The following is a 23,805-nucleotide window of genomic DNA, read 5'->3' as shown; positions in this document are numbered from 1 at the left end:
CTCAGTTGATAAAGCGTGCCGCCACGGCACCGGTCATATAGCTGATCCGCCCGCCTGCCATGGTCGCCACGATGCGGCGGCTTGCCGGGTCGATCACCGTTAGGTCGGCGCGCAGGCCGGGGCGAAATTCGCCGCGATCCTCCAACCCCAGAATACGCGCCGGGCCAAGCGAAATGAGCCGCCAGGCCGAGGCCAGATCGCAGACCCCGCCACCAGCCAGCAGGAAGGCCGCGCGCTTCAGCGACGGGTAGTGGTAATCCGAGGCGAGCGCGTCGATGAGGCCCATGGCGGCCATTTCCAGCGCGCTTGCGTTGCCCTTGTGCGAGCCGCCGCGCACCAGGTTGGGTGCCCCCATGATCACGCTGTCGCCGCCTGTGCGGGCGTCCTCGGCGGCGGCCAGCGTTTCGGGGAATTCCGCGATGCGGATGCCGCGCGCGCGGTTACGTGCGCGGTCGGCGGCGGTCGCCTCGTCATGACTGCCGAGGCGCACGCCCGCCGCGATGAGCCGCGCGCTCAGCCCGTCGAGGGCGATTTCCACCTCCGGCATGTGGGCGTGCAGGTCTTGCATGAAGGCGAGGTGCTTTTCGGGGTTGCGTCCGATGCGCAGCGCCTGACCGGTCAAGCGGGGCGGGCGTTTGCCCTTGGCCAGTTCCTCATGGGGCAGGTGGTCGTTGAACACGACGTAGGGAATGGCGTGGCGGGCGATCATTTCCTCGACGGCGGCATAGTCTTCGAGCATCGGGATCTCGAAGCGCAATTGCACCAGAAGGTCGGTATCCACCTGCGGGCGGATAGTGGCGAGGCCGACAAACACCTTCTCGGCAAACTCGGGGCCGCGCATGCCGCCTTCCCAGCTGTAGAACTGGGCCAGTGTGGCGGTGGTGATGCCGTTGGCTGCCAGTTCCGCCTCGGCGGCAATCAGGCCCTGATCCACGTCCTTCATCGCGCCGCGCCGGGGGGCGAGGTGGCGCTCGAACCCGTCGCCGTGGATATCGACGATGCCGGGCAGGATCATGTAGCCTGACAGGTCAACGCTGCGGTCTGTGGGCGCGTCGGTGACACGGCCATCGGCGATGGTCAGATCACGCACCTCCGGCCCGTCGGGCCAGAGCACATCGGCACCTGTCAACGTGATGTTCAAAGTCATCCGCCGCCCCGCCCGAAGAGCACATCGCCGAGCGTCAGGTCGTGATCGAACCGGCCATGTTCAAGAAATTCCTCAACCTGCGCGATCACCAGAGGGTTGTTCATCAGGAAGGTATGCGTCACCGGCAGGGAGATGTGATCGGCCATGCCGTCCACCCTCGTCGAGGCGACCGAGACCTTGCCATCGTCCGGCCCCTCGATCAGCGATGAATAATAGGGGTTAAGCGAGCGGGTGCCCGCGATCACGCCCAGTTCGAAATCCACCGGCGGCAGGTTTTCCGGCACGCCACCCGGCCCGGTCTGAAGCTGCATCCCCGCCGGGCCGTTGAGCCAGCTGAAAAGCTCCAGCCCGCCCAGTTCGTCGACAAGTTGGCTGCCATGATTGGGCGGCGCGAGCATGACGACACGGCCCATCGTCTCGGGCCGGTTTTCGGTCAGCCAGACCCGCAACAGGATGCCGCCCATGGAATGGGTGACGAAATGGATGCGCGTCTCGCCGCAGACACGCACCGCGAAGGGCAGGGTTTCCTCGGCCAGTTCGGCGATGTCTTCCTCGGTCGAGGGGTAATCGGGGGTGAAGACATCGTAACCCTGCGCCTCGAGTACCTCCTGCATCACGAGGAACGAGGCGTCGCTGCGCGCCAGCCCATGCAGCAGCACGACGCAATCGGCCCGCGCGAGGGCGGGGGCAAGGGTCAGGGCCGCGATGAGAGCGAGACGGATCATGCGGGTGACATAGGCGGAAACGGAAGGGCTGTGAATAGCGACGTTGCGGTCGCTGGTCCACTGCCTTCCGATGTATTTCGTGTGTTACCTCCTCGCCGCCTTTTCCAGCCCCGCCGCGCGCATCTGGCTGAGGGTCATGCGCGGGGTCAGCGCCTCGGGTGAGATTGCCAGATCAAGCACTGCCCCCGTGGGCGAAGCGCAGGCGCGGGCAAAAGCGGGGGCGAAACCTTCGGTGGTTTCGACCCGTTCGGCATGAAAGCCATAGGCGCGGGCCAGCGCCGCAAAGTCGGGATTGACCATGGTGGTGCCCGACACGCGCGCGGGGTAATTGCGTTCCTGATGGGCGCGGATGGTGCCGTAGATGCCGTTGTTGAGAATCAGGATCACCGGCTGCGCGCCCGCCTGCGCGGCGGTGGCGAGTTCCTGACAGTTCATCTGGAAATCGCCGTCGCCCGCGAAACAGACGACGCGGCGGTCGGGATGCACGATCCTGGCGGCAATGGCTGCGGGAATACCATAGCCCATCGAGCCCGATTGCGGCGCGAGCAGCCGCATCTGGGGCCCGTATTTCAGGAACCGCCCCGACCAGATTGCAAAATTTCCTGCGCCGTTGGTGATGATCGCATTCTCGGGCAGAACGTCGCGCAGATGGGCGGTGACGCGACCCATATCCACCGGGGGCGGCTGATCGGGCAGGTCAAATGCGGCCTCATAGGCCTGCCGCCCCTCGGCGCGCCAGTCGGACCAGTCGCCGCGCACGGGGCCAGCCGCGTCGAGCGCGCCGATGAAGGCATTGGCACCGGCCAGAACGCCCAGTTCCGGCTGATAGACCTTGCCCAGTTCCTGATCAGAGGCATGGACATGGATGAGGCGTTGCGCGGGCTGCGGCACGGTCAGGGCGGTATAGCCATCGGTCGAATTCTCGCCGAAGCGGTTGTTGATCGCGAGGATCACGTCGGCGCTGGTGATCAGCGCCCGGACATGGGGCATCATGCCCACCCCAGCCTCGCCGCAGAAGGAGGGCGAGTGATTGTCGAACTTGTCCTGGTAGCGAAAGACCGACACGACGGGGATGTCGGACCCTTCGGCAAAGGATTGCAGTGCCGCGCGCCCCGCACCCGTCCAGTTGCAGCCGCCATAGAGGATCAGCGGGCGTTTGGCCGCGCTGAGCATGTCGCGGGTTCTGGCAATGGCCTCGGTGCTCGGCTCCGGTTCGGGGTAGTGGCCGGGGCCGCTGAGCGGTGCCGTGGTGGTGATCGCGGTCAGCATGTCCTCGGGCAGGGCCACGACCACCGGGCCGGGGCGGCCTGTCAGGGCGGTTTTCCATGCCCGCGCGGTGATTTCGGGAATGCGGTCTACGTCGTCGATCTCGACCGCCCATTTGACCATGCTGCCAAAGACAGCGCGGTAGTCGAGTTCCTGGAACGCCTCGCGCCCCTTCATGGAGGTCGCTACCTGTCCCACGAAGAGGATCATCGGCGCGCTGTCTTGCATCGCGGTATGCACCCCGATTGAGGCATTGGTCGCCCCCGGCCCGCGCGTCACCCAAGCGATGCCGGGACGGCCGGTCAGCTTGCCATAGGCGGCGGCCATGTAGGCGGCGCCGCCTTCCTGTCGGCAGAGGGTGAAATCGAGCTGGCCCGCTGCGTCATGCAGCGCGTCGAGCACCGCCAGATAGCTTTCGCCCGGCACGCCGAACGAGTGCCGCGCGCCTAGCGCCACGAGACAGTCCACCAGCAATTGCCCGCCATTGCGCGTGTTATGGGTCATGCCCAGTCCTTTCTGTTGTTGTGCGCAGGCTGACCCATCGGGCGGGGTAATGACAAGCCCCATTCCGGTTGGCTTGCCGGTGATGCCGCGCGCGGGCATAGTAGGCACCCATCGCTTGAGTGACAGGACTGCCCATGCCCAGCCCCCGCCTTGCCGCCCGTGCCGTGATCGTCGAGGAGGAACGGTTGTTGTTGGTCAATGCCTTTGCCGCCGCCGAGAGCACGCTGTGGTGCGCGCCCGGCGGCGGGGTGGAGGCGGGCGCGTCACTGCCCGAGAACCTGGTGCGCGAGGTGCATGAGGAAACCGGGCTGGTGATCGAGGTGGGGCCACCCTGCCTGATCAACGAGTTTCACGCGCCCGAGACCGGGTTTCATCAGGTCGAGGTGTTCTTTCGCTGCCGGGTGGCGGCGGGCGCGCTGAGGGATGATTGGCGCGACCCCGAGGGTGTGGTCAGCCGCCGCCGGTGGGTCACCCGTGACGAGATGGCGGGGCTGCGGGTGAAGCCCGACAGCCTCGGCCGGGTCGCCTTTGCCCGGGGCATGGGCTACGATCCGCTGGAGGTGCTGGTCAGCCCTTGATTGGTAGTACCGAGATCGCGACGCCGCCCAGAACCAGCGCGCTGGCGAGGATGAATTGCAGGCTCAGGCTCTCGCCCAGAAAGAGCATGCCGCCTGCCATGGCGATGACCGGCACAGTCAGTTGTGCCACCGCGGCGACCGAGGAGGCGAGCCCCGGCAGCACGCGATACCAGAGCGCATAGCCCAGCCCCGAGGTGACAGCCCCCGAGACGATGGCGAGCACGATACCTTGTGTTCCAAGGATTGTGCCCTGCGGCCCGAGGGGCAGGGCAAAGCCAATGAGCAGGCCCAGAGGGGCGGCAAGGATGAAATTCGCCGCCGTCGCCTGTAGCGCGTCGGTATTGAGCCGCCCGGTCAGCGAATAGACGCCCCAGCCGACGCCCGCGGCGGCCATTATCAATCCATGCGGCACGCTGATCTGCGGCCCCGCGCCAGGCCAGAGCAGCCATGCGAGACCGGCAAAGGCCAGCGTCGCGCCGACCCAGTGGCGCGCGGGCATCGCCTCGCGGGCGACGAGGCCGCCGGCGAACATGGTGATCTGCACCACGCCGAAGAGAATGAGCGCGCCCAAGCCCGCATCGAGCACGTTATAGGCGGTGGAAAAGCCGTAAATGTAGACCAGCAGGGCCAGCACCCCCGTCACGCGCCCCGGCCCGCGCAGGTGCAGCCCGCCGCGCAAGGCAAGGCAGAGCGCGGCCAGCATCACCGCCCCCGCGATGAGGCGGATGGTTCCGAAACTGGTGGCGTCGATACTGCCATCCGCGAGCGCCATCCGGTTCAGGACCGAATTGGCGGCGAAGGCGATCATGGTGAGGACGGTGAGGAGAACGAGGCGCATGGCGCTGGCATAGCGCAGGTCGGGCCGGGCGTATAGTCACAGCTGAGTGTGGTCGGTTCGCCGACCCCTTACGCTTCGTGCCGTTCAACCGCCACCAATCCCAGCTCGCGTGCCGTCTCCAGCGAGAGAATGCCACTGTCCAGACCGCGCGGGGCCTGATATCGCCTGATGGCGGCGCGCGTCCGGTCGTCCATCCGTCCTGTCACCGGCCCATTGTAGAGCCTGCGCGCGATCAGCGCACGCTGGACCGAGGCAATGAAATCGGCTGTTTGCAGGTCGGCGCAGGGCACCTCGACCCAGGTGACGGTACGCTCTTCGACGATCTCCTGCCGGGTCTCGGTCACGTAGCGTGCGGGGCGGATCACGCGGCCTGCCTCGTCCATCTCCGGCGGCGCGGTCTGGACCTGCTCGGTCACAGTTTCGATTACGGCCGGGGTCACGTCCTTGCCCCAGCAGGTGCCAGGGGGTGCCCCCGGCGGGGCCTTGTCCTGCCGGGTGACGAGCGCGGGTCCGGACGGATCGGACAGGGTGCTTTGACAGCCCAGGAGGAGCAGCCCGGTCAGAATGGCCAGAACGGCATGAAAAGGATGGCGGATCATCGGCTCGGGCCTCGGCGGGGGCGGTCTTTTGCGCCGAACTTAGCCGGTTTCGCCCGCTTGCGAAAGCGCGCAGTCTGGATCGCCCAGCCGGTCGAGCAGGGGCGAGAGATCCTCGATCAGATCGGCCACCACATGCACCACGCCGTTCTGCCGCTCCACCCGCCCCGTTACCCGCAACAGCCGCCCGGCGATGACCGCGCGGCGAAACCGTTCGAACACCTTGCGCCAGATCACCACGTTTACGACGCCGGTCTCATCCTCCAGCGTGACGAAAACCACGCCTTGCGCGGTGCCCGGACGCTGCCGCAACAGAACCAACCCGGCCACCGTCACCCGCGCCCCTGGGTGGGGCACGTCGAGCTGCACAGCGACAAGCGCAGAGGGCGGGCAGGGCAACGGATGTGTCATGAGAACAAAGGTAGAACAAATGAATTTTATTGCAACTCTTTTGCGCCCGCGTCACAAATTGGGCTGGTCTCGGACGGGGGGCTTGGCTAGTTAGCCCAGTGACACGCGATGAAAGGGAGCATGCCAGGTATGGCCAAAATCACCTATATCGAGCAGAATGGAACCCGCCACGAGGTTGAGGTCGCCAACGGCCTCACCGTGATGGAAGGCGCGCGCGACAACAACATCCCTGGCATCGAGGCCGATTGCGGCGGGGCTTGTGCGTGCTCCACCTGCCATGTCTATGTCGCGCCCGATTGGGTCGAGAAACTGCCCGCCAAGGACGACATGGAAGAGGACATGCTCGATTTCGCCTACGAGCCCGACGCCGTGCGTTCACGCCTGACCTGCCAGTTGAAGGTGAGCGACGCGCTCGACGGTCTCGTGGTGCAGATGCCTGAAAAGCAGATCTGAGCCGATGCGCGCGGCGGTCTTCATCGCCGCGCTCGGGGCTACGCTCGCCACGGCAAGCGCGGCCGAGGAGGCATGGGTCACCGCCCCCGGCACAGGTATCGCCGCCGCGCGGTTTGAGGTGCCCGACGACAGCTATCCGCACCGCATCATGGGAACTATCCCCGAGCGCCGGGTGCTGGCGGTGCGCGATGCGAAAGGGACCGAGCACCGCATTGATCTGCGGGAGGGTCCCGACCCCGCCCATGTCTTCGAGGATATCGCGCCACGCGTGGTGGATGCCGATGGCGACGGGCAGAATGACGTGGTGCTGGTCGAATCGAGCCCGCGCCACGGCGCCCAGCTGGCTGTTTACACGCTGCGACAGGGTCGCCTCGTGAAATCCGCCGCCACGCCGCATATCGGCGCGCGGTTTCGCTGGCTCGCCCCCGCCGCGATTTCCGATCTCAACGGCGACGGTGTGACCGATATTGCCTATGTCGAGACGCCGCATCTGGGCAAGACCCTGCGCGTCTGGAGTTGGGCCCCGGGCGGGCTGACGCAGATTGCCAGCCTGCGCGGCGTGACCAATCACCGGATTGGTGACGAGGTGATCTGGGGCGGTTTGCGCGATTGCGGCCACGGCCCCGAGATCGTTCTGGCAGATGCGGGGTTTCACATTCTTGTCGCGGTCGCATACGACGATGATCGTCTTGCACTCCGCACGCTGGACATCGACGCGACAGCGGACGGGTTTGACCGGGCGATGGCCTGCCGCTGATCTGACCAACACACCCCGAAAAAACGACAAACCCCCGAAGCGGATGCCCGGGGGTCGTCAAATCGTGCCGCGAAAAACTGCGGGTAAAGCTCTCAGAGCATGCCTTCGCGCTGCGCTTTCTTGCGTGCCAGTTTACGGGCACGGCGAATCGCTTCGGCCTTCTCGCGCGCTTTCTTCTCGGACGGTTTCTCGAAATGTTGCTTGAGCTTCATTTCGCGGAAAACGCCTTCGCGCTGCAGTTTTTTCTTCAGGGCGCGGAGCGCCTGATCGACATTGTTGTCGCGAACACTAACCTGCATGTGGTGTCACCACCTTCCTAAGTTAAAGTTGCAAGATTGCAGGAAGCGTTCGTATAGCAAAGCGTCCCTGAGTTGTCTAGGGTGCGCCGCAGAGAGGAAAACCGATGCCCGATACCGATCTGATGAGCCGTCTTCTGGAGGCCGCAAAGCCGCATGTGCCATTTGACGGCTGGAGCGAAACCACGTTGAGGCTGGCCGCGCAGGATGCCGATATCGCGCCCGGTCTGGTCACCGCCATCTGCCCGCGCGGGGCCGTCGATCTGGCGCTGGCCTATCATGCCGAGGGCGATGCCGCGATGCTCAAGCGGCTGGAAGAGGCCGATTTGAGCGCGATGCGCTTTCGCGACAGGATTGCCTTTGCCGTGCGCGCGCGGCTGGAGGCGGTCGAGGATCGCGAACTGGTGCGGCGCGGCACCACGCTTTTTTCTCTGCCCAACCATGCCGCCGATGGCGCGAAAGCGATCTGGCAGACCTGCGATCATATCTGGACCGCGCTTGGCGATACCTCGGACGACGTGAACTGGTACACGAAACGCGCCACGCTGTCGGGTGTCTACGGGGCCACGGTGCTCTATTGGCTGGGCGATGACAGCGAGGGCAACGCGCGCACCTGGGAGTTTCTTGACCGTCGCATCGAGGATGTGATGCAGATCGAGAAATTCAAGGCGAAGGCGCGCGAGAACCGCGTGGTGTCGGGCCTGATGGCCGGGCCGTTGGCGTTTCTCGGCCGCGTGCGCGCGCCGTTGGCGCGGCAACAGACCGGCATGCCCGGACGCTGGACCGGACCGAACTGAAGCAAAGAAGGACAGACGATGAGCGAGACCATGCAGGCAATCGAGATCACCGAGGCAGGCGGACCGGAGGTGTTGCAGCCGACCACGCGGCCTGTTCCCGCGCCGCGCGCGGGCGAGGTGGTGATCCGGCTGGCCTATACCGGGGTGAACCGGCCTGACGCGTTGCAGCGCGCGGGAATGTATGCGCCGCCGCCAACGGCCTCCGATCTGCCGGGGCTGGAGGGTGCGGGCGAGATCGTGGCGCTTGGCGAGGGTGTCAGCGAGTGGGCCATTGGCGATCAGGTTTGCGCGCTGCTGCCCGGTGGCGGCTATGCTGAACAGGTGGCCACCCCCGCTGCGCATTGTCTCCCCATCCCGGCGGGCATGGACCTGCGCAAGGCCGCCTGCCTGCCCGAGACGTTTTTCACCGTCTGGTCGAATGTGTTTCAGCGCGGCGGCCTCAAGGGCGGCGAGCGGTTTTTGGTGCATGGCGGATCGTCGGGCATCGGCACAACGGCCATTCAACTGGCCTACGCCTTTGGCGCGCGGGTGTTCACCACGGCGGGCAATGCCGAGAAATGCCGTGTCTGCACCGATCTGGGGGCCGAGCACGCGATCAACTATCGCGAGGAGGACTTCGTTGAGGTGTTGCGCGCCCAGGGCGGTGCCGATCTGATCCTCGACATGGTGGGCGGCGACTACTTGCCGCGCAACGTCAAGGCGCTCGCCGATGACGGGCGGCTGGTGCAGATCGCGTTCCTGCAGGGGCCCAAGGTGGAACTGAATTTCGCGCAGGTGATGATGCGTCGTCTGACAATCACCGGCAGCACCCTGCGCCCGCAAAGCGATCTGGCCAAGGCGCGGATTGCAGAAAGCTTGCGCGCGCATGTCTGGCCGCTGCTGGAGGCGGGCAAGGTTGCGCCGGTGATCGATTCCGAGTTTGCCCTGACCGAGGCGGCGGCGGCGCATGCGCGGATGGAATCGAGCGACCATATCGGCAAGATCGTCCTGAAGGTCGGCTGATTTGGGCCTCGTGCCCCTTGTCATCCTGGCCCTTGCGGCGCTGAGCCTGTGCATGAGCGCGGTGGCGATGCGCCGCGCCGCGCCGCTTAAGTGGCGCTTTGCCCTGCCCGCGCCGCTGCCTGTGGCAGGGCCTGCGCGCTTTGAGACCGTTTTCGAGTATCAGGTGCCCGAGGGCGAGGCGCATGCACCCGCCATCGTGCTGCGCGCGGAGGGCTTTGACGTGCTGTGGTTCCAGGGCAGCAAGGAGGCGGCGGCAGATGTCGATATCCACGGGGTCGAGATCCGGCAGGACGGGAGCGGGTGGCGCGCCTCCCCCCCAGGGCCGGTCCTGACTCGCGCCGGGCTGGAGGCCGCGTTCGAGCCGATGCAGCGTGTCGTGACCCTCGGCAATACCATCGAAAATGAGGCGCGGGCGGGGCATCTATATACAACGGCGGTCTCTCTGGGCGGCTGGGCCATGGCCGCGATTGCCGATGTCGAGATCGGGCCGGACGGGCCGCTGCGCGCCCGCAAGCTCAACCTCTCGCCGCTGCTCAACCGCTCTTTTCTGGTGAAATCGCCGATGCTGGCCTATGAAGGCGGCAGTACTGCCCTGCCCGCCTATTTCGAGATGGGATGGTCCCATGGTGTGCTGATCCGGCTGGATGCGGCGGGGCGTGTGCGCGACCGCCGCCGCCTGCGCGCGCCGGGGGCGCGGCTCATTCAGCCAATGATCGTGCCGCTCGACGCCCGTCGCGCCGTTGCCTTTCTGCGGGATTTGGGCGGGAGTGGTGTGCTCTGGCGCAGTGTGACCGAGGATGGCGGGCAAAGCTGGAAAGAGCCCGTGCCAACTGACCGCGCAAATGCAAATGCGCCCGTCGCCGCGCTCTGGCTCGGGACGGGGCGTATCGTGATGGCGGCGAATGACGATGCCGACGCGCCCGGTGACCTGGTCCTGTCACTGTCCGAGGACGAGGGGCGCACATGGCGCGTGCTGCACCGGTTCGAGCGTCCCGGCGCGCGGCGCTATCCGATGCTGCGCCGGGTGGGCGACAGCGTGGCGCTGACGTATTCCACCGGCACGAAACGCGGCATCGCCGTGCATCTGTTCAACGCGGCATGGTTGGCGGGGCAATGACCGGCGCGCTGGAGTGGCTTGGGCTCGCCATCCTTCTGGGTTGGGTTGCGCAGGCCCTGATCGGGTTTTGGGCTGGCCCGGATGTGGCGCTTGGGCTTGGGCTCGCGTGCGGCACACTGACCCTGTTTGCGCGCCGAACCCGGCCGTTGGCCGGGCTGATGGCGCTCATGTCGCCCGTGGGTGTGATGCTGCCCGCGCTCGCCCTGCGGCAGGTGGCTGCGGCTTGGGGCGTGCCGGTAGAGGCGTTCGGCACATGGGAACTGGTGGTGTTCCTGCTGGCCTATCTGGGGTTTCTCGTCTCGGCTATGGGAGTGGTGCCGGTCGACGTCTACCGCTTGGGCTATGCGCCTGTGCCGGTGGCAATGATGGTCCTGGCTGTCTGTGCCTATGGGCTGTGGTCGGGCACTCTGTTCCTGCCGCTGGTGGCGGTTGTAGGGCAAGCGTTCTGGGCGGCGGGACGGGGCAGCAGCAACTGGTTCGATTACGTGCTGCACGCGGGGCTGGTGGCGGTGGCGGGTGTGGTGCTTGTCTTGCGGGTCTTGTGAGCCGTGGCTACTGGCAGGATTTGAGTATTTTCGCCATAAAGAAACCCTAGGGAATTGGCGCGAAAAGCGCGTCCTTCATGCGGCAATCTCTGACCACCTCGCGCCCGCAGGGCACCGGGGTGAGATCGCGGGAAAGGCAGAGCCGCGCCTCTTGGATACGCCCCGCACGGCAGGTAATGGTCAGCATGTCGGCCTCCCATCCCGGGTTGGCCTTGAGAAATGCCTCTTCCACCACGCCGGCGGGTAGTTTCACGGGTTTGGTGAGGTTGCGGAACACTTCTGGACGGGTGACGGTGGCATAGGCCTCGCGCGAAAGTGCATAGTAATCGGGCGCGGAAAGACCGGAGCAGGTGCCGTGTTTCTTCCATTGATGCCAGGCGAGGCCTGCGCTGCCCATGATATCGGCCATACGCTGCGTCATGGCGCGCGAGGGCGGGCGGTGCGGGCTTTGGCAATCCTCGGGCCAGCCACGGTGATATTGTGGCCAAAGGCCGTGCAGCACCCAGCCGTGATCGGCTTGCGGATCGCATTGATCCGCGCCGCGTGCCGTGCCTTCGAGCGCGCACCATGTGGGCGACCAGCTGAGTGACAGCACGTAATAGTCGAACACGCCCGCGCGGTGCGTCTGCGCGCTGGCGGGAAGGCTGAACAGCGCCAGAAAGATCAACAGGACAAGGCGCATTCTTTGGTCTTTCATTTTATCGGTCGGGGCAGTATACAGCGGCCAAGTTCCCCGACAATGGAAACCGTTCCGGCCCGCCGGAACCGCCGTTCAGGCGACGGGGAAGATTTGGGTAAAGGAGACCTGAGACATGTCACTGCCGATCATGGCCAAGGCCACAGCCGTCTGGCTGGTGGACAACACAACGATCAGTTTCAAGCAGATCGCGGATTTCTGCGGCATGCACGAATTGGAAGTGCAGGGCATCGCCGATGGCGATGTGGCGGCGGGCGTCAAGGGGTTCGATCCCATTGCGAACAACCAGCTGACGCAGGAGGAGATCGACCGCGCGCAGGATAATCCGCTGCACAAACTCAAGCTCAAACATTATGCTGCCGCGCAGGGCGAGGAAAAGCGGCGTGGTCCGCGCTACACGCCCCTGTCGAAGCGGCAGGACCGGCCCAATGCCATCCTGTGGCTGGTGAAGTTCCATCCCGAACTGGCCGACAGCCAGATCGCCAAGCTGGTAGGCACCACCAAGCCGACGATCACCTCGATTCGCGAGCGGACGCATTGGAACATCTCAGCCATGCAGCCGATCGACCCGGTGGCCCTGGGTCTGTGCAAGCAATCCGAGCTTGATGCCGCCGTGCAGAAGGCCGCCGCGAAGAAGGCCAAGGAAGGTGCCGCGCTGAGCGATGACGAGCGCCGCAAGCTCTTGAGCACCGAGCAGAGCCTTGAGGCCGAGGCCGAGCCGCGCATGCCGACGGCGATCGAGGGGCTGGAGACCTTCACTCTTGGGCAGGACAAGGAGGAGGATGAGGACGCGCCGCAAAAGGAATACGATGCCGACAGCTTCTTCAACCTGCCCGATAGCGATGACGACGAGGATGACGAGGACGACCACCGCTGAGTGGCGCGGATCTCGGAGAGATGACAGGCCCGGACGCATGTGCGTGCCGGGCCTTTTCCTGTCTTGACGCGGGCAGCGTCGCGCGCTCGACTGCGCGTAAGACACGAGGGAGGCAGGCATGCGTGTTGCGGTCATTGGCCGGGGTTTGATCGGATCGGCAGCGGCACGGCACCTGGCGCGCGCGGGGCAGGACGTGGTGTTGATCGGCCCTGACGAGCCGCAGGGCAAAGCCAGCCACAGGGGCGTTTTTGCCAGCCATTACGATGAGGGGCGGATCACACGGGGGCTTGATCCCGCGCCGTTCTGGAGCCGGGTAAGCCGTGCCTCGATCGCGCGCTATGCCGAGATCGAGGCGGCGAGCGGCATCCGGTTTTATACCGAGCGAGGCGTCGTCATGGCGGGGCCCGAAGGCAGCGCGCCGATGGACCGGATCGGTGAGGTCGCCGTGCGGGACGGCGTGCCGCATGCGCGGCTGGACGATGCGGGTCTGGCGGCGCGGTTCGGGTATTTCCGGTTCGATCGCGGAACCTGCGCCTTTCACCAGACGCTCGAGGCGGGGTTCATCAGCCCGCGCCGTCTGGTCGCGGCGCAGGGTGTGGCGGCCGAGCGGGCGGGGGCGCATCTCCTGCGCGCAACGGTCGAGGCGGTCGAGGAGGACGGGCAGGGCGTGCGCATCCGCAGCGAGATAGGCGAGACCCGCGTCGACCGGGTGCTAATTGCGGCGGGGGGTTATACCAACACTCTATTGTCCGCGCCCTTGCCGTTGACGGTTATGGCGCGGACGGTCGGGTTTTTTGAGGTGGACGAGGGCGAGGCTGCGCGCTTTCATGCCATGCCGCCGCTGATCTACCTGCACCCTCATGGCGACGGGCCATACCTTCTGCCGCCGATCCGGTATCCGGATGGGCGGTTCTATCTCAAGATGGGTGGGGATCCGGTGGATCGCGTGCTTGGGTCGGGGGACGAGATCAGCGACTGGTTCCGCTCGGGTGGTGATCCGGCGGTGGCCGCCGGGCTGGAAGAGCAACTGCGCGATCGGATGCCTGATCTCACGATCCGGGGTGTGAGTCACATGGCCTGCGTGACCACATTCACCCCCGAGGACGAGGCACGGATCGAGAGGGTGAGCGACCGGGTTGGCGTGGCCACGGCGGGCTGTGGGCGGGGTGCGAAATGCAGTGACGAACTGGGGCGTCTCGGGGCATGTTTGATCACCGATGGTGTGATTGGGGATACGCCCGCCATGGTGTGATATTCGCGCCCGTGGATTATTTCCGGCAGGCCTCAGAAATCTCTTGCGCGAGTCAGGGCAAAGCCCTACCTGCGCTTTTCATAGACGCCAACGCACGCGCCTCTGGCCGGTGGCCCGCCACCCGTGTTTACGTAGCGACGGTAACGTCTCCTTTTGGAACTGGTCGGGTAAATGCCCGGGTCTTGATCGGAGATGACCATGAACGCCTACGTAACCCCCGTCGCGGGCGGCGATGCCGTTTTTGCGGCGACCCCCCTTGTAGATTTCATCCGCGCCAACACGTTCGACCGCCCCACGCTGGTGCTGTCGCGTGACATCGTGGCGCAGAATTACCGCGCGCTGAAGGCGGGCCTTGGCCGCGCCGATATCCATTACGCGGTCAAGGCGAACCCCGCCCGCGAAGTGATCGAAACGCTGATCGGTGAGGGCAGCCGGTTCGATGCCGCCTCGCGCGGCGAGATCGAGCTCTGCCTGAGCCTTGGAGCGCAGCCTGCGCATATCTCCTTTGGCAATACCGTGAAGCGTGCCAGTGACATCGCCTTTGCTCATGCGGCGGGGATCACGCTCTTCGCGGCGGATTCCGAGATGGAGCTGGAGAAGATCGCCGAGTATGCGCCGGATGCACAAGTCTATATCCGTCTGCTGGTGGGTGCCACCGGGGCCGACTGGCCGCTGAGCCGCAAATTCGGCTGTGCGCCGGAGCGGGCAGTGGACCTGATGGACCGTGCCGTGTCGGTTGGCCTCAAGCCTGTGGGGCTTTCGTTCCATGTCGGTAGCCAGACGCGGCGTTCGGAGATGTGGCGCGCCACGCTTGATCAGGTGGGCCGTGTCTGGGCCGAGGCGCGCGTCGCCGGGCATGCGCTGGCGCTGATCAATATCGGCGGTGGTTTCCCGGCCTTCTACGGTGACGAGATCGCGGCACCCGAGGCCTATGCCGCCCAGGTGATGGCGATGGTCGAGCCGCGCTTTCCCGGGGCAACCCGCGTGATGGCGGAGCCGGGGCGCGGCATGGTCGCCGAGGCGGGCATGATCGCGGCCGAGGTGCTGTTGGTCAGCCGCAAGTCGGACGAGGATCTGTGCCGCTGGGTCTATCTCGATATCGGCCGCTTTTCCGGGCTGGCCGAGACCGAGGGCGAGGCGATCCGCTATCAGTTCCTGACCGACCGGGATCACGAGGCGACGGGGCCCTGCATCCTTGCCGGGCCGTCCTGCGACAGCGCCGATGTGCTTTATGAAAAACGCCCGGTGGCGCTGCCGGTGGGCCTGCGGGCCGGGGACCGGATCATTATTCGCGCCTGCGGGGCCTATACATCGAGCTATTCGTCGGTCGGGTTTAACGGGTTCCCGCCGCTGGATGTGGTGGCGATCTGACGACCGCCAAGTGCCGGAAACTTTGAAAGTTTCCGGTTCGGAATTTTTTGAAAATTCCGGCACCAAACCGCCCCGAAATCTGTGTTTCGGGGCGGTTTGGGTTTTACCCGAATACGCGGGTCAGCGCCGTATCTGTGGCCGACACGATCTGGTCGATGTCATCCTTGGTGGCGATCAGCGCGGGCGAATAGCACAGCGTATTGTTGAAGCCCGGCAGCGAGCGGTTGGTGGCCCCGATCACCACGCCATTGGCCATGCAATCGGCGACCACGGCCTGCACCATTTTCTCCGCCGCAGGTTCCTTGGTCGCGCGATCCGCGACCAGTTCGGCCCCGAGGAACAGTCCCTTGCCGCGGACATGGCCGATAACCGCGTGCTTGTCCTGCAAACTGCGCAACTGATCGAGCATGTAGTCGCCCATGGCGTTGGTGTTTTCGAGCAGGTTTTCCTCTTCGATGATCGCCATGTTCTCGAGCGCCGCCGCAGGCCCCGCTGTGCAGCCGCCGAAGGTAGAGATATCGCGGAAATAGTTCATCGGGTCGGTGGCGTCGTCCTTGAAAAGGTCGAACACGCGCTCGTTGGTGACGCAGCAGGCGATGGCAGCATAGCCTGAGGCGACACCCTTGGCCATGGTCACGAAATCAGGTTCGACCCCGTAATGCTGATAGCCGAACCAGGTGCCGGTGCGACCCACGCCGCAGACCACCTCGTCGATATGCAGCAGGATGTCGTATTTGCGGCAGATCTCCTGCACGCGAGGCCAGTAGCCCTCGGGCGGGACGATCACGCCACCGCCTGCGGTGACAGGTTCGAGACAGAGCGCGCCGACGGTATCCGGGCCTTCGGCAAGGATCACCTCCTCGATCGCGTTGGCGGCGGCGATGCCGTACTCCTCGCCTTCCAGGTCCCATTGCGCGCGGTATTCAAGGCAATGGGGAACGCGCACGAAGCCCGGCGTATAGGGGCCGTATTGGGCGTTGCGCTCGTCCTGGCCGCCCGCCGAGAGGCAGGCGATGGTGGTGCCGTGATAATCGCGGTCGCGGTAGAGGATCTTGTGCTTCTTGCCGCCATAGCGCTTGTGCGCGATCTGGCGGACCATCTTGAACGCCTTCTCATTCGCCTCCGAGCCGGAGTTCGTATAATATACCCGGCTCATTCCCGGCATCTTCGAGATCAGCTTTTCGGAGAAGAGCGCGCCAGGGATCGAGCCTGCGGAGCCTGCGAAATAGGGCAGTTGAATCAGTTGGTCGCGGACCGCGTTGGCGATCCGCTCGCGCCCGTAGCCCACATTGACGGTCCAGACACCGCCCGATACCGCGTCGATATGTTCGCGCCCCTTCTGGTCCCAGACGCGCATGCCGCGCCCTTCAACGATGATGCGCGGGTCGGCCTTGGGGTCGGTGCCGGTCCAGGGCGCGTGTTGAATGAGGTGATGCCAGACATGTGCGCGGTCGGCCTCGACCACGTGGCTGATGTCATTGTCGCGAAGTTTGCCGTCCATGGGGATGCTCCATCAGGTTGAGGCCCGGCGCAGGTGCGCGGAGCCAAGGCTGTAACAGCGTTCGTTCATGCTCTATATCAGCCTCGAAATTTAGGCACGCAATAGGGCCAAATATCGGCATTAATTATATCCAGATCGTCGCGCTCAGCAGCGAATCCGCAATCAATCCCCTGAAACAACGCAGTTTTCCCCTTTCCTTCGACCTCGACATATTCTTTCGGGCGATCCGAAAAGCTCTTTTCGAATTTACTGAAATGCCTCTAGGCTTTGCACTATGGCGTTGATCGGGACGCATGGATCGGGTTCACTCTTTTGTGCAAGGGGCGGCCCATATGGCCGACCGGGCTCATAAATGCGGTTGTGTCGTGCAATCATGCCTCGGCGCGCCGGGCAATCAACAAGGCGCAAAGCCTGTCAACATAACCAACGGGAGACCAGACATATGAACCTCAAGGCAAAACTGATGTCCGCCGTCGCCGGTGCGGCCTTTGCGGCCAGCGCGGGTGCGGCGCAGGCGGAAATCACCGTCGCCTATTTCCTCGAATGGCCGATGCCGTTCCAGTATGCCAAGGAAAAGGGCATGTATGACGAGGCCATGGGCATGAAAGTCAACTGGCGTGCCTTTGATACAGGTACGGCGATGAGCGCGGCGATGGCGAGCGGCGACATCCAGCTTTCGGTCAGCCAGGGCGTGCCGCCTTTCGTGGTCGCCACCAGCGCCGGTCAGGATTTGCAGGTCGTCGATGTGGCGGTCAGCTACGCAGACAATGACAACTGCGTCGTCGCAGAGACGCTGGAGATCGACAAGGACAGTGCCAAGGAACTGGAAGGCAAGAAGGTCGCCGTGCCGCTTGGCACTGCCGCGCATTACGGTTTCCTAAAGCAGATGAACCATTTCGGCGTCGATATCTCGACAATGGACGTGGTTAACATGGCGCCGCCCGAGGGTGCCGCCGCCATCGCCCAAGGCGCGGTTGACATGTTCTGTGGCTGGGGCGGTTCGCTGCGTCGCGCCACGGAGCATGGCAACGTATTGCTGACCGGGGCGGAAAAGGAAGAGCTGGGCATCCTGGTGTTTGACGTGACCTCTGGCCCCGCAAATTACATCGCCGAGAATTCGGACGTGGTGGCCAAGTTCCTGGCCGTCACGGCGCAGGCCAACGCGATGTGGGCCGACCCGGCCAATCGCGATGAGATGCTGCCGGTGATCGCCAAGGATAGCGGCATGGATATAGAGGCCACGGCGGCCACTATCGACACCTTTGTCTTTCCCACCGTAGAGGAGCAACTGACCGAGAAATGGCTGGGCGGCGGTGCGCAGGACTTCATGAAGGGCGTCGCCGAAGTGTTCGTTGAGGCGGGCAGCATTGATTCGGCGCTGGCCACTTATGAGAGCAACGTCAACACCGGACCGCTCGCTGCTGCCAACGGCATGTAATCCCCTGCGGACACACTGAACGAGGCCCGCCCCGCACGACCGGGCGGGCCTTTGTCCAACAAATCCAAGAAAATCAAGGGGTGGGGATGTCGACACTATCAATCGAACATATCTCGATGCGGTTCGACCTGCCGAATGGCGGTCATGTTCAGGCGTTGCAGGATGTGTCGCTCGAACTCAAAACCGGCGAATTGATGAGCGTGCTTGGGCCCTCGGGCTGCGGCAAGACCACGCTTCTTAACATCCTCGCCGGGTTTCTGGCCCCGACCGAGGGGCAGATCACGCTCAACGGTCACAAGGTCACGGGGCCGGATGCGGAACGCGGAATGGTGTTTCAGCAGGGCGCTCTCTTTGAGTGGATGAGCGTGCGCGACAATGTGAGCTTCGGCCCCCGCATGGCCGGCAAGCGCGAAAAGGAGTGGCGCGGCACGGTCGATCATCTACTCGACATCGTGGGTCTTCAGGATTTCAAGGAAAAAGCGGTTTATGAGCTGTCGGGCGGCATGCAGCAGCGCGTGGCGCTGGCGCGCTGTCTGGCCAATGACCCGGACGTGATCCTGATGGACGAGCCATTGGGCGCGCTTGACGCGCTCACGCGCGAAAAGATGCAGGGACTGGTGCTGCGGCTCTGGAAGGAGACCGGCAAGACCATCATTCTGATTACCCATTCGGTCGAGGAGGCGCTGCTTTTGGGCGAGCGTCTGCTGGTCATGGCCCCGCGTCCAGGTCGAATTCACAAGGAATACCGTCTGCCCTTTGCCGATGACGGCGTGGGCAAGGATCTGCGCGAGGTCAAGAAAAACCCCGAATTCGGGGTCAAGCGCGAGGAGATCCTGTCGATGATCTGGGACATGGAAGAAGAGATCATGGGCCGCACAGAGGAGGCTGAGGCATGATCATCCTGCTCATCTATATCGCGATTTTTGCCGGGTCCTTCTTTGCCATCCGGTTTGGCGTGCGCAAGTTCCGGCAGATGAACGATTTTACCTCGCTCAAGACCGTCACCTTCGGGGATGAGAGCGCGGTGCGCCCGGACCGGTGGGCGAGTGTGATCTCGGTGGTGACCATCTTTCTGCTCTGGGGCGCGTTCACCGGCTCCAAATGGGTGCCCGTTCACGCGCCCGGCCCGTTCGTGGGCGATGCCGAGTTCACCTACACACTTGAGGCCCCGAATGGCGATCGTGACGATGCGACGGTCTTCGTGCGTGTCTTCGAGGTGGGTGAGGAAATGGTGAAACCCGAGATCGAGCCGGGCGACGGCTTTGCCAAGAATGATGCCTCGGCGGTCGGTGCATGGCGGTCCGACCTCATTCTGATGGACAAGAATGACGAGGTAACGCGCGATGACGGGGCAAAGATCGTGGCCATCGACGGACAGCCGGTGAGCGTGGGCGGCACCGTGCCGGTTTCGGCGGGCAAGGTTACGGTTACCTCCAAGGGAGCGCTCAATTTCACGCCCTCAGGCGGCTTGCAGATGGAGCCGATCTGGCTTCCCCCACCCGAATCCGTGGTCAAGCGTGTGGGTGAGATCGCAAGCGAGGGCTATCAGAACTTCACCCTGTGGGAGCATCTCTACTGGTCGCTGTTCCGGGTGATCGTGGGCTTTGCGCTCGGTGCCGCCGTGGGCATTCCCCTGGGCTATGCCATGGGGCTGAGCGATTGGTTTCGTGGCTGGTTCGATCCGATCGTCGAATTCATGCGCCCGGTCCCGCCGCTGGCCCTGATCCCACTGGTGATCATCTGGGCGGGCATCGGCGAAAGCGGCAAGATCATTCTGCTGTTCCTCGCCGCGCTCTGGATCATGACCATCTCGGCGCGTGCCGGTGTCTCGGGGGTGGCAATCTCCAAGGTGCATGCGGCCTATTCCCTCGGGGCGTCGAAGTGGCAGCTGATGCGCCACGTCATCGTGCCGAACTCTCTACCGGAGATCTTTACTGGCGCGCGGGTGGCCATGGGGGTTTGTTGGGGCACGGTGGTGGCCGCCGAACTGGTGGCCGCCGAAAAGGGTGCCGGCATGATGATCATGGTCGCCAGCCGCTTTCAGCTGACAGATATCGTGATCATGGGGATCATCCTGATCGGGATCATCGGCTATGGTATCGACATTCTGATGCGCAAGGCCGAGAGCTGGCTGGTACCGTGGAAGGGCCGGGTCTGACGGGTCTGCAAGTTTGACCAACTCAAAAGGGGGCTGCATCGCGGCCCCCTTGCCTGTGCCCGCTTTGGTTGAAATCAGCGTGATACGAGCGTGAGGTGCATTGTGCCCGCCCCGGCATAGGCCGTAGAGTTTTTGCATGGATGACAGCACCACCTCTGGACATGCCCCACCGGTTCCCCCGCCGGTCAAGATCGGGCTGGCACGCACCATGGTGCGGCTGACGCTGATCGTCGGGCTTGCGGTTGCACTACACAAAGTTTTTGTCTGGGCCGAAGGCTGGATCACGCAAAGCGAGTATGGCTGGGCGATGCCGGGTCTGCTGATGGCGGCGCTGCTGATCTATGCGCTGCTGATCGCCATCCCCTTCGTGCCGGGCGTCGAGATCGGACTGAGCGTGCTGGCGGCGGGCGGGCCCGAGATTGCGCCGCTCGTGTGGCTGGCAACGGCCACTGGCCTTACGCTGGCCTATACGGTGGGATGTTTCGTGCCGCTCAAATGGCTGCACCGGTTCCTGCTCGATCTGCATCTGACCGGCGCGGCCAATCTGATCGCACAGTTCGAGGCGGTGCCGCCCGTGGAACGTGCCGCCTTCGTCCACAGTTTTCTGCCCGCGCGCTATTGCGGCTGGATCGTGAAATATCGCTATGTGAACCTTGCCGTTCTGATCAACGTGCCGGGCAATTCGGTAATCGGCGGCGGCGGTGGCATAGCCCTGATTTCAGGCCTGTCGGGTGTGTTCCGCCTTCCGACCACCGTGCTCGCCATCGTGATCGCCACAGCACCGATTCCGCTGGCGATCTGGCTTTTCGACTGGCAGATGCCCTGGCTGTGAGGCGCGGACCTCTGCGATGCCGCGCCACGGCCATTTTCTGACGGTTGCAGGCTGTCCGGTCCCGCCCTATGGCTTATGCTCCACGCAAGTCACCGCTCCGTGTCAGCAATAGGAACAGCCAGATGTCCACCGATCCTCTCGTCGTCTTTACCCCCTCGGGCAAGCGTGGGCGTTTCCCAAAGGGCACGCCGGTTCTGACTGCTGCGCGGCAATTGGGGGTCGATCTCGATTCGGTCTGCGGCGGACGCGGGATTTGCTCGAAATGCCAGATCACGCCGGGCTATGGCGAGTTTTCCAAGCATGGCGTGACGGTGCATGAAGATGCGCTCTCGGAGTGGAACAAGGTCGAGGAGCGTTATGACCAGAAGCGCGGGCTGAAACCGGGGCGGCGTCTGGGATGTCAGGCGCAGGTGATGGGCGATGTTGTGATCGACGTGCCGGCTGAATCCCAGGTCCACAAGCAGGTGGTGCGCAAGGCCGCCTCGGCGCGGGTGATCGAGATGGACCCTGCAACCAAGCTCTATTTCGTGGAGGTCGAGGAGGCCGACATGCACGAGCCGACCGGCGATCTGGAACGGCTGGCGCGGGCGCTCAAGGCTGAATGGGGCATCGACGCCATCCGCGCCGACCTGACGCTGCTCTCAAAACTGCAACCGGTGCTGCGCAAGGGTAAGTATCAGGTAACGGTGGCTCTGCATCGCGGCCATGCCGGGGACGCCGCGCAGGTGCTGGAAATCTGGCCGGGTCTGCATGAGGGCGGGCTCTATGGTCTCGCTATCGATCTCGGCTCGACCACCGTTGCCGCGCATCTGACTGATCTCGTGACCGGAGAGGTCAAGGCGTCGTCGGGGATCATGAACCCGCAGATTCGCTTTGGCGAGGATTTGATGAGCCGGGTCAGCTATTCGATGATGAACCCCGGCGGCGACAAGGAAATGACCGCCGCCGTGCGCGATGCGATCAACACGCTGGCCGAGGAAATCGCCAAGGAGGTCGGGATTGATGCGGGCCTGATCGTCGAGACGGTGTTCGTCTGCAACCCTGTGATGCACCACCTGCTGCTAGGGATCGACCCGGTGGAACTGGGGCAGGCGCCTTTTGCGCTCGCCACCTCGAGCAGTCTGACCCTGGGCGCGAAAGAGCTTGATCTGACGGCCATCAACCCGCGCGCGCAGGTCTATATCCTGCCCTGTATCGCGGGCCATGTCGGGGCCGATTGCGCGGCCGTCGCGCTGTCGGAAGAGCCGGGCAAGTCCGAGGATCTGGCGCTGATCGTCGATGTGGGCACCAATGCCGAGATCCTGCTGGGCGACAAGAGCCGGGTGCTGGCCTGCTCCTCGCCCACAGGGCCTGCCTTCGAGGGCGCGCAGATTTCATCGGGGCAGCGTGCGGCACCGGGGGCTATCGAGGCGATTCGCATCGACCCGGCCACCAAGGAGCCGCGCTTTCGCGTCATCGGGTCTGACAAGTGGTCCGACGAGGACGGGTTCGGCGACGAGGTCGGCGAGGGCGGCATCACCGGCATCTGCGGGTCGGGCATCATCGAGGCCGTGGCGGAACTGCGCATGGCGGGGCTCTTGGACGAAAGTGGCCTGCTCGGTTCGGCCGAGGCCACCGGCACGGCGCGGATGATCCCTGAGGGGCGCACGCATGCCTATCTCATCCATGACAGCACAGAGCATGGCGGGCCGCGTGTGACCGTGACGCAGGGCGATATCCGCGCCATCCAGCTTGCCAAATCGGCGCTTTATGCGGGGGCGCGCCTGCTGATGGACGAACGCGGCGTGGACAAGGTGGATCGTGTGGTGCTGGCCGGGGCCTTTGGCGCGCATATCTCGCCCAAGCATGCGATGGTTCTGGGGATGATCCCCGATGTGCCGCTGGACAAGGTGACATCCGCAGGGAATGCCGCCGGAACCGGCGCGCGCATCGCGCTTTGCAACGTCGCAGCGCGGCGCGAGATCGAGCGGGTGGTGGGCGAGATCACCAAGGTCGAGACCGCCATCGAGCCGAAATTCCAGGAGCATTTCGTGGCCGCGAATGCCATTCCGCACAAGACTGACCCGTTCCCGGAACTGGCCAAGATCGTGGCGTTGCCCAGCCCGTCCTTCAACACCCATGGCGACGGTAGCGACGGTGGGCGGCGCAAGCGCAGGCGGGGGTAGTCAAACTCCAGAAAAGCTGCCAGATGGCAGTCTTGTGAGAATTAAGATTAGGGAGGTCCTTATCTGGGAAGGTTTAATGGCAGATCGAATATTCATCCTTGGATCCTGTGTTACACGTGACCCGTTCGCGACCGTGCCAAACGACTATAGCCTAGCAGGCTACTTCTGCCGCTCTTCACTGGGTAGTGCATTTGCTGAAAAGCCATTCGAGCTTAGTCTGGCCCAACTTGATCCAGAAGGAGTGTTAGTAAGTAACTTCCAGAAGCGTATGGTTCAGTGTGATTTGCAAAAGAATATAGCCCGGCAGCTTTCGAAGCTGGATCAAACAGACACTGTTATTGTCGACCTTGTCGATGGTTGTGTCGCGAAGTTGGTGGAAATTTGAAGGTGGCGTAATCTCCGGGTGAATGAAAACCACCCAACCGGCGGCTGGCACCGCCAAGGAGATCACGCCATGACCAAGACTACAGATACCAGCCCGA

At 64.2% G+C, this 23,805-nt stretch carries 25 protein-coding genes; 16 read left to right on the top strand and 9 right to left on the bottom strand.

Annotated elements, in window-relative coordinates; all coding sequences use genetic code 11:
* Position 1: 1 nt before the first annotated feature.
* From BHD06_RS16675 to BHD06_RS16665, 3 genes are all read right to left on the bottom strand, one after another.
* The gene (locus BHD06_RS16675; protein WP_080458116.1) at positions 2-1,147 is read right to left on the bottom strand and encodes an alpha-D-ribose 1-methylphosphonate 5-triphosphate diphosphatase; all 1,146 of its coding nucleotides are present in this window, start codon (positions 1,145-1,147) and stop codon (positions 2-4) included.
* The gene (locus BHD06_RS16670) at positions 1,144-1,872 is read right to left on the bottom strand and encodes an alpha/beta fold hydrolase (RefSeq protein WP_080458115.1); all 729 of its coding nucleotides are present in this window, start codon (positions 1,870-1,872) and stop codon (positions 1,144-1,146) included. The genes BHD06_RS16675 and BHD06_RS16670 overlap by 4 nt, the downstream gene beginning before the upstream one ends.
* A gap of 84 nt (positions 1,873-1,956) precedes the next feature.
* Positions 1,957-3,642 carry a thiamine pyrophosphate-dependent enzyme gene (locus BHD06_RS16665; protein WP_080458179.1) on the bottom strand — a complete coding sequence of 562 codons (1,686 nt, stop codon included), beginning with the start codon at positions 3,640-3,642 and terminating at the stop codon, positions 1,957-1,959.
* 134 nt (positions 3,643-3,776) lie between these two features.
* On the opposite strand from BHD06_RS16665, the gene BHD06_RS16660 reads away from it, so the two are divergent.
* Positions 3,777-4,220, top strand: coding sequence for an NUDIX domain-containing protein (locus BHD06_RS16660; RefSeq protein ID WP_080458114.1), 444 nt, complete (start codon positions 3,777-3,779; stop codon positions 4,218-4,220).
* On the opposite strand, the gene BHD06_RS16655 is transcribed toward BHD06_RS16660, so the two are convergent.
* The 3 genes from BHD06_RS16655 to BHD06_RS16645 all read right to left on the bottom strand — a co-directional run bounded on the left by BHD06_RS16655 (position 4,210) and on the right by BHD06_RS16645 (position 6,065).
* Positions 4,210-5,058 (bottom strand): DMT family transporter, encoded by an 849-nt coding sequence (locus BHD06_RS16655; RefSeq protein ID WP_080458113.1) that lies wholly within the window; start codon positions 5,056-5,058, stop codon positions 4,210-4,212. The two genes, BHD06_RS16660 and BHD06_RS16655, sit on opposite strands and share 11 nt — an antisense overlap.
* A 68-nt stretch (positions 5,059-5,126) precedes the next feature.
* A complete protein-coding gene (locus tag BHD06_RS16650; protein ID WP_080458112.1) occupies positions 5,127-5,657 on the bottom strand; it encodes a peptidoglycan-binding protein in 531 nt (176 codons plus the stop codon).
* Positions 5,658-5,696: 39 nt separating this feature from the next.
* Positions 5,697-6,065, bottom strand: coding sequence for an OB-fold nucleic acid binding domain-containing protein (locus BHD06_RS16645; protein WP_080458111.1), 369 nt, complete (start codon positions 6,063-6,065; stop codon positions 5,697-5,699).
* A 129-nt stretch (positions 6,066-6,194) separates the two neighbouring features.
* Here BHD06_RS16645 and BHD06_RS16640 point away from each other — a divergent pair, with 129 nt between their 5' ends.
* Entirely contained in the window at positions 6,195-6,518 is a 324-nt protein-coding gene (locus BHD06_RS16640; RefSeq protein ID WP_080458110.1) for a 2Fe-2S iron-sulfur cluster-binding protein, read from the top strand.
* 4 nt (positions 6,519-6,522) lie between these two features.
* Positions 6,523-7,275 carry a VCBS repeat-containing protein gene (locus tag BHD06_RS16635; protein WP_080458109.1) on the top strand — a complete coding sequence of 251 codons (753 nt, stop codon included), beginning with the start codon at positions 6,523-6,525 and terminating at the stop codon, positions 7,273-7,275.
* Between the two features lie 92 nt (positions 7,276-7,367).
* On the opposite strand, the gene rpsU is transcribed toward BHD06_RS16635, so the two are convergent.
* Positions 7,368-7,574 carry a 30S ribosomal protein S21 gene (rpsU, locus tag BHD06_RS16630; RefSeq protein ID WP_008207378.1) on the bottom strand — a complete coding sequence of 69 codons (207 nt, stop codon included), beginning with the start codon at positions 7,572-7,574 and terminating at the stop codon, positions 7,368-7,370.
* Between the two features lie 104 nt (positions 7,575-7,678).
* Here rpsU and BHD06_RS16625 point away from each other — a divergent pair, with 104 nt between their 5' ends.
* From BHD06_RS16625 to BHD06_RS23110, 4 genes are read left to right on the top strand one after another with little or no spacing between them, the layout of a single operon-like run.
* On the top strand, positions 7,679-8,368 hold the full coding sequence (locus BHD06_RS16625) for a COQ9 family protein (RefSeq protein WP_080458108.1): 690 nt from the start codon (positions 7,679-7,681) through the stop codon (positions 8,366-8,368).
* Between the two features lie 18 nt (positions 8,369-8,386).
* Positions 8,387-9,370, top strand: a complete 984-nt coding sequence (locus BHD06_RS16620) for an NAD(P)H-quinone oxidoreductase (RefSeq protein WP_080458107.1) — start codon at positions 8,387-8,389, stop codon at positions 9,368-9,370.
* 10 nt (positions 9,371-9,380) lie between these two features.
* Positions 9,381-10,487 (top strand): exo-alpha-sialidase, encoded by a 1,107-nt coding sequence (locus BHD06_RS16615; RefSeq protein ID WP_217805684.1) that lies wholly within the window; start codon positions 9,381-9,383, stop codon positions 10,485-10,487.
* On the top strand, positions 10,484-11,032 hold the full coding sequence (locus BHD06_RS23110; protein WP_176214386.1) for a hypothetical protein: 549 nt from the start codon (positions 10,484-10,486) through the stop codon (positions 11,030-11,032). Before BHD06_RS16615 ends, BHD06_RS23110 begins: the two co-directional genes overlap by 4 nt.
* A 46-nt stretch (positions 11,033-11,078) precedes the next feature.
* On the opposite strand, the gene BHD06_RS16605 is transcribed toward BHD06_RS23110, so the two are convergent.
* Positions 11,079-11,714, bottom strand: coding sequence for a ribonuclease T2 (locus tag BHD06_RS16605; protein ID WP_254892450.1), 636 nt, complete (start codon positions 11,712-11,714; stop codon positions 11,079-11,081).
* A gap of 130 nt (positions 11,715-11,844) precedes the next feature.
* Here BHD06_RS16605 and BHD06_RS16600 point away from each other — a divergent pair, with 130 nt between their 5' ends.
* The 3 genes from BHD06_RS16600 (at position 11,845) to BHD06_RS16590 (ending at position 15,229) form a co-directional block, all read left to right on the top strand.
* Positions 11,845-12,606 (top strand): DUF1013 domain-containing protein, encoded by a 762-nt coding sequence (locus BHD06_RS16600; RefSeq protein ID WP_080458103.1) that lies wholly within the window; start codon positions 11,845-11,847, stop codon positions 12,604-12,606.
* A 118-nt stretch (positions 12,607-12,724) separates the two neighbouring features.
* Complete coding sequence (locus BHD06_RS16595; RefSeq protein ID WP_080458102.1) at positions 12,725-13,858, top strand: FAD-binding oxidoreductase; 1,134 nt, start codon at positions 12,725-12,727, stop codon at positions 13,856-13,858.
* Positions 13,859-14,056: 198 nt separating this feature from the next.
* On the top strand, positions 14,057-15,229 hold the full coding sequence (locus BHD06_RS16590; protein ID WP_080458101.1) for a type III PLP-dependent enzyme: 1,173 nt from the start codon (positions 14,057-14,059) through the stop codon (positions 15,227-15,229).
* A 103-nt stretch (positions 15,230-15,332) separates the two neighbouring features.
* Here the strand turns inward: BHD06_RS16590 and BHD06_RS16585 are convergent, their stop codons facing one another.
* Positions 15,333-16,730 (bottom strand): aspartate aminotransferase family protein, encoded by a 1,398-nt coding sequence (locus BHD06_RS16585; protein WP_080458100.1) that lies wholly within the window; start codon positions 16,728-16,730, stop codon positions 15,333-15,335.
* A gap of 442 nt (positions 16,731-17,172) precedes the next feature.
* Between BHD06_RS16585 and BHD06_RS16580 the strand changes: the two genes are divergently transcribed.
* From BHD06_RS16580 to BHD06_RS24805, 6 genes are all read left to right on the top strand, one after another.
* Positions 17,173-18,168, top strand: a complete 996-nt coding sequence (locus tag BHD06_RS16580) for an ABC transporter substrate-binding protein (RefSeq protein ID WP_080458099.1) — start codon at positions 17,173-17,175, stop codon at positions 18,166-18,168.
* 86 nt (positions 18,169-18,254) lie between these two features.
* Positions 18,255-19,064 carry a taurine ABC transporter ATP-binding protein gene (locus tag BHD06_RS16575; protein ID WP_080458098.1) on the top strand — a complete coding sequence of 270 codons (810 nt, stop codon included), beginning with the start codon at positions 18,255-18,257 and terminating at the stop codon, positions 19,062-19,064.
* On the top strand, positions 19,061-20,326 hold the full coding sequence (locus tag BHD06_RS16570; RefSeq protein ID WP_080458097.1) for an ABC transporter permease: 1,266 nt from the start codon (positions 19,061-19,063) through the stop codon (positions 20,324-20,326). The genes BHD06_RS16575 and BHD06_RS16570 overlap by 4 nt, the downstream gene beginning before the upstream one ends.
* A gap of 136 nt (positions 20,327-20,462) precedes the next feature.
* Positions 20,463-21,158: a hypothetical protein gene (locus tag BHD06_RS16565; RefSeq protein ID WP_080458096.1), complete on the top strand. Its 696-nt coding sequence runs from the start codon at positions 20,463-20,465 to the stop codon at positions 21,156-21,158.
* 122 nt (positions 21,159-21,280) lie between these two features.
* Positions 21,281-23,323, top strand: coding sequence for an ASKHA domain-containing protein (locus tag BHD06_RS16560; protein ID WP_080458095.1), 2,043 nt, complete (start codon positions 21,281-21,283; stop codon positions 23,321-23,323).
* Positions 23,277-23,708 (top strand): DUF6270 domain-containing protein, encoded by a 432-nt coding sequence (locus BHD06_RS24805; RefSeq protein ID WP_139784771.1) that lies wholly within the window; start codon positions 23,277-23,279, stop codon positions 23,706-23,708. The genes BHD06_RS16560 and BHD06_RS24805 overlap by 47 nt, the downstream gene beginning before the upstream one ends.
* Positions 23,709-23,805: the final 97 nt, after the last annotated feature.

The organism is Roseovarius sp. A-2 (assembly GCF_002072155.1).
GTDB lineage: Bacteria > Pseudomonadota > Alphaproteobacteria > Rhodobacterales > Rhodobacteraceae > Roseovarius.
This window is presented reverse-complemented; position numbering and strand designations above follow the sequence as displayed.